The sequence below is a fragment of the Mesorhizobium sp. M1E.F.Ca.ET.041.01.1.1 genome (genome assembly GCF_003997355.1).
In the GTDB taxonomy this organism is placed as follows: Bacteria; Pseudomonadota; Alphaproteobacteria; order Rhizobiales; family Rhizobiaceae; genus Mesorhizobium.
In genome coordinates this window covers 1-9,749 of sequence record NZ_RZSL01000198.1, presented here as the reverse complement: position 1 = coordinate 9,749, position 9,749 = coordinate 1, and the positions used below count along the sequence as shown (strand labels likewise).

At 61.6% G+C, this 9,749-nt stretch carries 11 protein-coding genes; 4 read left to right on the top strand and 7 right to left on the bottom strand.

Translation table 11 applies throughout. From position 1 onward, the window contains the following. The first annotated feature begins 162 nt into the window (after positions 1–162). Together EOA38_RS17595 and EOA38_RS17590 are read left to right on the top strand one after the other, a co-directional pair. Positions 163–303: a DUF1127 domain-containing protein gene (locus EOA38_RS17595; protein WP_095778147.1), complete on the top strand. Its 141-nt coding sequence runs from the start codon at positions 163–165 to the stop codon at positions 301–303. Between the two features lie 376 nt (positions 304–679). Continuing rightward, positions 680–1,381, top strand: coding sequence for a DUF1013 domain-containing protein (locus EOA38_RS17590; protein WP_126091530.1), 702 nt, complete (start codon positions 680–682; stop codon positions 1,379–1,381). 165 nt (positions 1,382–1,546) lie between these two features. Here EOA38_RS17590 and EOA38_RS17585 read toward each other — a convergent pair whose 3' ends face one another. Continuing rightward, complete coding sequence (locus EOA38_RS17585; protein WP_059189944.1) at positions 1,547–2,266, bottom strand: YafY family protein; 720 nt, start codon at positions 2,264–2,266, stop codon at positions 1,547–1,549. Positions 2,267–2,488: 222 nt separating this feature from the next. Beyond that, entirely contained in the window at positions 2,489–2,653 is a 165-nt protein-coding gene (locus tag EOA38_RS17580) for a hypothetical protein (RefSeq protein WP_127299808.1), read from the bottom strand. A 202-nt stretch (positions 2,654–2,855) separates the two neighbouring features. Between EOA38_RS17580 and EOA38_RS17575 the strand changes: the two genes are divergently transcribed. Beyond that, positions 2,856–3,017 carry a hypothetical protein gene (locus EOA38_RS17575; protein WP_096874765.1) on the top strand — a complete coding sequence of 54 codons (162 nt, stop codon included), beginning with the start codon at positions 2,856–2,858 and terminating at the stop codon, positions 3,015–3,017. 6 nt (positions 3,018–3,023) lie between these two features. Here EOA38_RS17575 and EOA38_RS17570 read toward each other — a convergent pair whose 3' ends face one another. The 4 genes from EOA38_RS17570 to EOA38_RS17555 all read right to left on the bottom strand — a co-directional run bounded on the left by EOA38_RS17570 (position 3,024) and on the right by EOA38_RS17555 (position 8,212). Next, the gene (locus EOA38_RS17570) at positions 3,024–3,758 is read right to left on the bottom strand and encodes an SGNH/GDSL hydrolase family protein (protein ID WP_127299807.1); all 735 of its coding nucleotides are present in this window, start codon (positions 3,756–3,758) and stop codon (positions 3,024–3,026) included. Between the two features lie 186 nt (positions 3,759–3,944). Continuing rightward, positions 3,945–4,685 carry a thioredoxin family protein gene (locus EOA38_RS17565; protein WP_126091533.1) on the bottom strand — a complete coding sequence of 247 codons (741 nt, stop codon included), beginning with the start codon at positions 4,683–4,685 and terminating at the stop codon, positions 3,945–3,947. A gap of 158 nt (positions 4,686–4,843) precedes the next feature. Next, positions 4,844–5,869 (bottom strand): class I fructose-bisphosphate aldolase, encoded by a 1,026-nt coding sequence (locus EOA38_RS17560; protein WP_127299806.1) that lies wholly within the window; start codon positions 5,867–5,869, stop codon positions 4,844–4,846. Between the two features lie 594 nt (positions 5,870–6,463). Then, positions 6,464–8,212, bottom strand: coding sequence for an adenylate/guanylate cyclase domain-containing protein (locus tag EOA38_RS17555; RefSeq protein WP_126091535.1), 1,749 nt, complete (start codon positions 8,210–8,212; stop codon positions 6,464–6,466). A gap of 294 nt (positions 8,213–8,506) precedes the next feature. On the opposite strand from EOA38_RS17555, the gene EOA38_RS17550 reads away from it, so the two are divergent. Continuing rightward, a complete protein-coding gene (locus EOA38_RS17550) occupies positions 8,507–9,268 on the top strand; it encodes an IS5 family transposase (protein ID WP_127299805.1) in 762 nt (253 codons plus the stop codon). 33 nt (positions 9,269–9,301) lie between these two features. On the opposite strand, the gene pgk is transcribed toward EOA38_RS17550, so the two are convergent. Beyond that, on the bottom strand, positions 9,302–9,749 hold a 448-nt coding region (gene pgk, locus EOA38_RS17545), incomplete at its 5' end, for a phosphoglycerate kinase (RefSeq protein WP_127299804.1).

Sequence of the window (9,749 nt, the reverse complement as noted above, 5' to 3'; positions counted from 1 at the left end):
CCACTATCCTACTCCCTTACTGCCCTACTCCCCTACTCCCTTTACTAATGCTGCATTGCAACAAATGCATTGCCGCCATGCAAAAGCGTCCGTTCAATTTCTGGGCAGCGGTGCCTATTTACGCGGCATCGAAACAACTGACCCCACGAATGGAGGACTGAAATGAACCCGATCCGCGCTTTCCGCAACTGGCGCCTGTACAACGAAACCGTGCGTGAGCTGAACAAGCTGAACGCCCGCCAGTTGAACGACCTCGGCATCAACCGCGCCGACATCGAGCGTATCGCCCGCCAGGCTCTTTGATTTCAAGCGCGACCCGGTGCAAGCCGGGCTGCGACCTCGAAGCCAGAGCCGTCGCAGACGCTTGCTCGTCTCCGGTTCCGAACCCGCTGGACCTCGTCCAGCGGGTTTTGTCTTTTGGAGCCCACAGCGCGCCGCTCGAAACGAATTCGAGCGACGCGCTGTGGGACGCGCATAGGACGCTGTAGCACTTTTGATCTTGCGCATGATCCTTTCCGAAAATCGATTCCGATTTTCGGGGTCATGCGCTAGGCCGCTCCTCCCCAAAAACATTGCGAAATCGTGACGGAGCGTTTATACAGGCCGCGAATTTCCCATTTTGGTGGCTCTAAAACCACCGCCCGCGCGGGAACGCGGGCGAACGAGAAGGATTTTTAACATGGCCAATACGCTGCTGATGCCCAAGGCGACCGCCGTCTGGCTGGTCGACAACACCGCGCTCTCCTTCGAGCAGATCGCGCAGTTCTGCGGGCTGCATCCGCTGGAGGTCAAGGCGATCGCCGACGGCGAGTCGGCGCAGGGGATCAAGGGCATGGACCCGATCATGACCGGTCAGCTCACCCGCGACGAGATCGCGCGCGGCGAGAAGGACCCGAACCACCGGCTGAAGCTGTCCGACCCCAAGGTGCGGGTGCCGGAAACGAAGCGCAAGGGTCCCCGCTACACGCCGCTGTCGAAGCGGCAGGACCGTCCGAACGCAATCCTGTGGCTGGTGCGCAACCATCCCGAGCTCAAGGACGCGCAGATTGCCCGTCTCGTGGGCACCACCAAATCGACGATCGAGCAGATCCGCGAGCGCAAGCACTGGAACTCGGCCAATCTGCAGCCGATGGATCCGGTGACCCTTGGCCTGACCTCGCAGATCGACCTCGACCTCGAAGTCAACCGCGCCTCTCGCGGCCGCGAGCAGGCGCAGCCGGTTGCCGGCGATACGTTGCTGCCGGCGGCGCTGACCGAGCGGCTGGTGCCGGCCCCGGAAAAGCCGAAGGACGAGGACCAGGAACTGGATGCCAATGCCGTGTTCGCCAAGCTTTCGGCGCTGAAGTCGAAGGACAAGAAAGAAGACGAGGAAGAGGAGTAAGGGCGCTGCCTTACCTTCTCCCCTTGTGGGAGAAGGTGTCGCCGAAGGCGACGGATGAGGGGTGTTCCAGGGAACACCGGCGTCTCACTCCGCTGGAACACCCCTCATCCGTCTCGGCGCTAAAGCGCCGATCCACCTTCTCCCACAAGGGGAGAAGGTGAAAGCTCACGTCCGTGCCGCGCGGTCGGGCGCCATGCCGTAGTCCTCGCTGCGCTCCACGGCGCGGTAGAAGTCGGCGAGCTGCTTGCCGCGCTCCGGCTTGTAGATGCGACCGGCGATGACAACCGAGGCGATGCGGTCGATGCGGAAGGCGCGAAAATCGTCGCGCATCTCGCACCAGGCGACCAGAGTCCAGACCTTGCCCCAGAACCACAGGCCCAGGGGCCGGATGTCGCGCGCGGTGCCGCGGCCGGCCTCATCCGAATAGTCGATGGTCAGAACCTGCCGCTTCTCGATGGCGCGTTCGATCAGGTCGATCGCTTCCCGCGCCGCGTCGCTCACCACCCACATCGGCGTGTGGATCTCGGTGCGTGCTATGCGGTCCTTTTCCGTATCGGGCAGCACGGCGCCGATCTTGACCAGCGCTTCGTCGGCGGCCCTTGCCATAGCAGCGCCGCCGAAAGCGCGCACCATGCGGGCGCCGGCGACCAGCGCCACGATCTCGTCACGCGTGAACATCAGCGGCGGAAGGTCGAAACCCTCCCTCATCATGTAGCCGACACCCGCCTCGCCGTCGATCGGCACGCCGGTCGATTGCAAGTCGGCTATGTCGCGGTAGATGGTCCGCTCGGAAACCTCGAGCCATGTGCCGAGCTTCTGCGCGGTGACCAATCGGCCGCCACGCAAATGCTGCACGATCTGGAAAAGCCTGTCGGCGCGGCGCATCGTGTGACCCCTTGATCTCGGTTCTATGCATGCCGCGGTCCCCAAACCGGTTCCCGCAGGTTCGAGGCTGCTTCAATAACGCAGGCCTCCTGACAACATACTGTCAGGAGGCTGACAGGAATCCGCCACGGAACAACGGCTTCTTTCCTGAAACCCAGCGTTTCAACAGACATTACATCTGGGCGCGGCACGGTCGTTATCCAAGTCGTGCGCTCAAAAATTTCAGTTCTTACGCACGCGGCCGTCATAGAGGTCCGGCCAGCCGATGTCCTTACGGATGTCCGCCGGCAAAGTGTTCAGGAAACGCTGCGTGCGAATCTCATCCCGCACGGTGCGGATCTTGCCGACATAGTTCTGTACGCTACGCAGGATGGTAAAACCGTTCATGACCAGACTCCTCTCTTTTGATGGGAGGAGTATCTCACACCCCTGCTGACAGCAGTCTGTCAGGAGCCTGGCAGGTTGCGGAAGCAGGCACCAGAAAGGTTGGCGAAGCCCCGCAAAACGGCCTGCTTGTCAGGAGCGATGCGGCCGCCGGAAGCGCCAAGAACGGCTTTGACAGCCGGCAGCGATGCTGGTCAAAGGCGGCATGACGAAACTTCTCGCCCTTGTCATCATCGGCATCATGCTCATCCAGATCATCAAGCCGCTGGGCTGGCCCGGGCTGAAGCGTCGGGGCGACTTCTGGAAGCTGGCGCTGCTTGCCATGGCCGCGATCTCGCTTGCCGCTGTGCTGGGCCACTGGGCCTGAGGATCCTCAAACCGGACTGAGGTTCTGGTCGTCGAGCACCAAATCCGCCAGATGCTCCGCCCAGGCGCGATAGCCCGCTTCCGAGGCATGGAAGCCATCGGACGCAAAGCCGGCCTCGGGATTGGTGATCGGCAGGCGCGCGGCGGGGACGGCGCCGCGCTCGTTGCAGAGGCGCATGCCCATCCGGTTCATCGCGATAGCGCGGATTTCGAGGATCTTGCCGAGCAGCGGCGGCATTGCCGGGGCACGGGTGAATTCGAGCACCGGCGACCAGACCACACGCGCTTCCGGCCATTTGGCGCGCAACGCGTAAAGCAGGCCGCCGAACTCCTTCTTGAAGCGCGGCACGGAATGGAAGTTCTTGGTGTCGTTGGTGCCGACGGCAAGCACGATATGCGTCCAGGGATCCGCCGACAGGTTGGGCAGGACATAATCCCGGATCTGCCCCGACGTCGCCGAGTTGAAGCCGGCGGTGCGCCAGCGCACGGCATGGCCGGTGCGCTCCGCAATCAGGCCGGCAAGCTGCGCGGCGAGCCCGTATTCCGATTGCTCGATGCCCACGGATGCCGCCGAAGAATCGCCCAGGACCAGCAATGCGATTGCCGGCGCCTTGCCGGCGATCTCGTGCAGGACCGGGCCGCGCGCCGGCAGCATGCGGCTGGTGCGGCGGCGCACGCCAAGGCCCTGCCAGACATAGACCGGGAAGGCGAGCCAGGTGAGGAGAGCTAGCAGTCGCTGCATGGCAAATCCATTGAATGGCGGAAAGCCATAGAGCGGTTCGCCGTTTCATGGAACGGCAAACCGCTCTATCTCTTTATTTTGACGCAAGCCCGGACGGAAGGCTGCGGCGAGGGCGCCGAGCGCAACCGTTTCACACTTTTCCTGGAATTGCTCTGGCGCATGTTTCGGCCGAGTTGAACGAGCCGGTCACTCGCAGCAGTCCGGCCGATCCTTGATCCTGTCCTGATATTCGTCGTGCAGCCGCACCCAGTCCATAAGGCCGTGATAAGGGCCGGCCTCGTCGCGGCCCTTCGGCGTCATGTCGAGATAGTGGTAGGCGCCGATCAGCGCATCGCCGCCGCGGGCGCGCGACATGAAGGTGAGAAAGATGTCGCCGTTTTCGTCGCGATAGAAGACGCTGGTGCCGGGAAGGTCCTTCGATCGCAGCGGGCGTTTCTCGAAATTGTAGATCGTCTCGCCCGCCGCGATCTGCCTGTCGGTGAAGGAGACCTGCAGGTCGAAGTTGAAGTCCGACGCATAGGACGACACCCAGTCGAATTTCCAGCCCATGCGCTGCTTGTAGGGCAGGAGCTCGGCCAGCGGCGCCCGCGAAACGACGACCAGCGACACGTCGTGGTGCCTGAGATGCTGGTCGGCGCCGTCGATGTGGTCGGCCAGGAACGAGCAGCCCTCGCAGCGATGATCGGACCCCGGCGTCATCATGAAATGGTAGACGATCAGCTGGCTCTTGCCGGCGAACAGTTCTCCAAATCGTTTCGGTCCCTGCTCGCTTTCGAAGACATAGTCCTTGCGCAGCTTGAGCCAGGGCAGTTGCCGCCGCTCGGCGGCGATGCGGTCGCGAAACCGTGTCAGCTCCTTCTCGCGCTCGAGGTGCTTTCTGTGCGCCTCGAACCAGTCCTCCCGCGAAACGACGGCATTGCGATGCATGACTATCTCCTGTCCTCTCCTGCCAAGGACGTTCGACATCGGCGCGATCCGACATGGCCGGCGCGTTTTCCGACGCAGCCTCAAAGTGGGGATGGCGGCCGCGAAAAACAAAACCCGGGCTGGGGGCCCGGGCTTTCGTCGCTACTGAAGAAACCGTGTCAGGCGGCCTTTTCCAGCGCCGGCTTCCATTTGCCGAGCGCCGCCAGATGGTTCATGTGGGCGCGGTGGATGAAGGCTGCCTGGCCGGCGGCGACATTCGACGCCTTGCCGCTCCAGGCCTTCTGCGCGGCCGCCTGCAAGGCCCGGCCGTAGGAGAAGGAGAGCTTCCACGGGTGCGGGCCGATGGCGTTGATGGCGTTGAGGTTGGCCGTCGCCTCTTCGTCGTCCTGGCCACCGGACAGGAAGGCGATGCCGGGCACGGCCGCCGGCACGGTCTCGCGGAACAATTTAATCGTCTTCTCGGCTGCCTCTTCAGGGCTGTCGGTCTTGCCTGATTTCTTGCCGGAGAGGACCATGTTCGGCTTGAGGATGGTGCCTTCCAGCACGACGCGCGCCGCATAAAGCTCGCTATAGAGCTTCAGCAGCGTCGACTTGCTGATCTTGTAGCAGGTTTCGATGTCGTGGGCGCCGTCCATCAGGACTTCCGGCTCGACGATCGGCACGATGCCGGCCTCCTGGCAGAGCGCTGCATAGCGGGCTAAAGCATGCGCGTTCGAACCGATCGACGTCATCGAAGGCACGCCCTTGGCGGTATCGATGTCGATCACCGCGCGCCATTTGGCGAAACGGGCGCCGAGCTTGTAATAGTCCGCCAGCCGCTCGCGCAGGCCGTCGAGGCCCTCGGTGACGGTGTCGCCGGGAAAGCCGGCGAGAGGCTTGGCGCCGAGATCGACCTTGATGCCCGGAATGGCGCCCGAGGCTTTGATGATGTCGACCAGCGGCGTGCCGTCGGCTGCCTTCTGGCGGATGGTCTCGTCATAGAGGATGACACCGGAAATGTACTTGGTCATCGCCTCCTTGGCGCGGAACATCATCTCGCGGTAATCGCGCCGGCTGTCAGCTGTCGATTCCACGCCGATGACGTCGAAGCGCTTCTTGATGGTGCCGGAGCTCTCATCGGCGGCCAAAAGGCCCTTGCCATCGGCTACGATCGCGGCGGCAATGTCTTCGAGACGTTCGCTCATGGTGCTCTCCTTGACGGTTGTATTCCGCGCCTAGCAGAACACTACCGCCAAAGGAATGACACCGGAAAGCTCGAATCGATTGAAAGTCTTAGTTCTCGAGCACGGGAAATTTGATCGGTCGGCTATGTCCGCGTTAGCATGCGGCATGCCTTGGTGATTGGCTGAAAAGTCCTCCGTCGTCATCCACGGGCGGAGCAAGGAGCGCAGCGACGCAGCGCAGACCCGAGGATCCATGCCGTGACTTTGGAGCGCTGCTGCGGTGCAGAATTCTGCTCCGCTGTAGCCTTCGATCAAGGTCTCGGCATGGATCCCATGGTCTCCGCGACGCCGCTTCGCGGCTGCTTCGCCCTGGGATGACGAGGCTGCGGGGGCTTCAGCCAATCCCCAGCGTTTGCGCTGATTTCACGGAAATGAACGGTGAAAATCTTGCCCACCGACAAACGGCAATCTTTCAGTGTCCCTGTGTCGAGGAAACTAGGCCGTGAACCCATAAATCAGCCGGGCGGACGACGTGCCGGCGTCCGCTATGCACCGAAAGCGACCAACGTTTGCAGCGCAGCTGAAAGAAGCAATGGGCCACAAGCAGAAGTTAACTCAACTTGCTCGTAAGGGGCGCACATACTGCTCCGGCAGCCCCGCCTTCCGCAGGGCATCAATCAAGTGTTGCTGAGCTTCAGGGCGTGCGTAGTGCAGTACCTGGATCACATTCCGAAGCGATAAATCCGGTTTCACCAGCTTCACCTCGGCGATCACCTCACGTGCACCAGTTAAGTCGCCTAATTGCGCGCGCGCAGCGGCTAGGTACAATAAGCCACTGGAGCGTTGTACAGGGACACTCTCGAGCGCTTCGACTGCGTCAGCATATCGACCGAGGTCAAAGAGCGTCAGGCCGCGAACCGCTGCAAACCAATCGGGCACGAAGGGACCCAAGCCTATGGCGGCATCGATTGTGGCCAACGCATCGGCCGGCCTGCCACTGGCGCGCTGCCAGTTCGCGTAGTCGCCCTTAATCTGTATATCGGCCGGATTGAGTGTCAGCGCCCTGTCAAAATGGAAGCGTGAACGGTCATGGTCGCCTGTCCAAAGGTAGTAGAGCGCTCTTGCCCAATGAGACGTGGCGTCGTTGGTATCTAGTTCCAGCGCTTGTTTCGAAGCGCTCTCAGCCTTGGCCATCTGATCGTCATCGAGCAGAATGACATTGCTCATGGTAAGAGCTATCGCCAGCCAGGCATGGGCAAGTGCAAAATGCGGATCGACGGCAATTGCGCGCTCAAGTAGGGGTACGGCTTCGGCATCACGCTGATGGTCACATAGATCGCGGCCTTGTAACAGACAGTCATAAGCCGACCAGTTAGTAGTTGGTTTTGCACGGGCTTTTGCTGCTTCTGCAGCGTGCATACGGCCCTCCAGCATTGTTACGATTGCGGCCACAACAAGGTCCTGGATAGCGAAGATATCCTGCGCATCGCGATCGTAGCGGTCGGCCCAGATGTGATTGCCGGTTCTGGCATCAACCAGTTGGGCTGTGATGCGTATTCGGCCGCCCAATTTGCGTAGACTACCCTCAACTACATAGGCAACGCCCAGTTCCCGCGCTACTTCGATAGGACTTTTTCCTTTGTTGGCAAAATGAAACGACGCGTGGCGAGCTACTACGGACAGGCCGTGAAAGCGGGCGAGTTCGGTAATGATATCCTCGGTGATCCCGTCGGAAATGTACTGTTGCCCGGGATCACCACTCATGTTGGTAAATGGCAGTACTGCTATGGACGGTTTGATTCGTTCTACCGCTGTTGGTCGCACCGATGTTCCTGAGGGAGCTCCCAGACGATAGACCCGGACCGGCTGGGCGATATTCTTGAGTTGCTGCTCACCCATGTCTTCAAACGAGAGATCAAGGCGACTTCCTACGTTGTCATGAACCATGCCGGTGACTGCAATGCCGCCCGCCGGGGCAAGTCCCTCGATCCGCGCAGCGACGTTCACGCCTTCACCGAAAACATCGCCATCCTCAGCAATCACATCCCCCAAGTTGACGCCAATGCGGAGTTGGATGGCTCGGTCCTCTGGCAGCTCTGCGTTCCGTGCTGCCATATCCTTCTGTAATGCAACTGCGCAGGCCACGGCCTTCACGACGCTGGGGAATTCCGCGAGAAAGCCATCCCCCATAGACTTAAACAGCCGACCTTGGTGCTCGGCGATCCTAGTTTCGATCACTTCGGCGCGGAGGTTCCTCACGACCGTCAGAGTGCCGTCCTCGTCCACGCCCATGAGGCGACTGTAACCGACTACATCGGCTGCAAGGATGGCAGCCAGACGGCGCTGAACGGAGTTCTCCACCACTCGATAGTGCCCCAGTTGGTCACCGGGGCTCCCTTGCAGAGCCTGGTTGATGACAAGATAGCACTGCCGCGCCTGGCCGCAACCAATGGTCCCAGAGCGAAGCCAGGCTGCTACGCGTCATGTCTGCTAGGGGTCATTCGCGACCGGGTCGAGCCAGTGGCAAGTCCGGCCAAGTCCGCTATGCCGCCGAAAGCGGAAGTAAATTCAAAGCATTAGCGGCAAGGCTATAAGTCTTGGCGGGTTGATGGCGCTGCCCGAGACGTGATTCAAGCTCCAAAACCGGAGCTTCGAATCATGCGCTACGAACTCAGCGATTGCGAATGGACCGCCATCAGACCGTTGCTGCCGAACAAGACGCGCGGCGTTCGGCGCGTAAATGACCGTCGCGTGCTCAATGGCATCTTTTGGGTCCTGCGTTCAGGTGCCCCTTGGCGCGACCTGCCGGAGAACTACGGTCCCCGCACGACTTGTTACAATCGCTTCGTTCGGTGGCGGCGGGCTGGCGTCTGGGACCGGATCATGGATGCACTGGCGGCCGGTCGTGACGCGGCGGTGCAGATGATCGATACCTCCGTCGTGCGCGTGCACCAGCACGGAGCCTGTATCGCAGACAACACTCAGCAAGATATGGGTCGCTCACGCGGTGGCCTCACCAGCAAGATTCATGCGGTCGTTAACTCCAATGGTCTGCCGGTCCACCTCGCCCTCACGCCGGGTGAGGCGCATGACAATCGGCTGTGTTCGGTCCTTCTCAGCGCCTTGCTTCCAGGAACGATGCTGCTCACGGATCGGGGATACGACGCGGACTGGATCAGGGAGCTTGCCCGTCAGCAAGGCGCATGGGCGAACCTTCCGCCGAAACGCAATCGCAAAGACCCGATTTGCTTCAGCTCGTATCTGTATCGCGCGCGCAACCTGATCGAACGGTTCTTCAACAAGATCAAGCAATGTCGGTGTGTTGCGACCCGATACGACAAACTCGCGGCCAACTACCTGGCCTTCGTCAAGCTCGCATCAATCCGCGTCTGGTTGCGTGCTAATGAGCCCGTGCCCTAGATTCCTGCGCCCACTCGCCGAGTCTTGAACGACTCAGCGCTTCAGCACCTCGACGCCGGGCAGCGGCTTGCCTTCCATCCATTCGAGGAAGGCGCCGCCGGCGGTAGAGACATAGGTAAAATCGTCGGCGACGCCGGCATGGTTGAGCGCCGCCACCGTGTCGCCGCCGCCGGCGACCGAAACCAGCTTGCCTTCCCTGGTGCGTGCAGCGGCGTGCTTCGCCGCCGCTACCGTGGCATGGTCGAAGGGCTCGATCTCGAAGGCGCCGAGCGGGCCGTTCCACACCAGAGTCGCGGCGCGGTCGATCCAGTCGGTGACGCTCTTGACGGTCTTTGCGCCGACATCGAGGATCATGCCATCGGCCGGCACGGCCTCGATAGCGACGGTTTCGCTCGCAGCACCCGCCTTGAATTCTTTCGCGACGACGCCGTCGGCGGGCAGGATGATGGCGCAGCCGGCTTCGGCCGCCTCGATCATGATC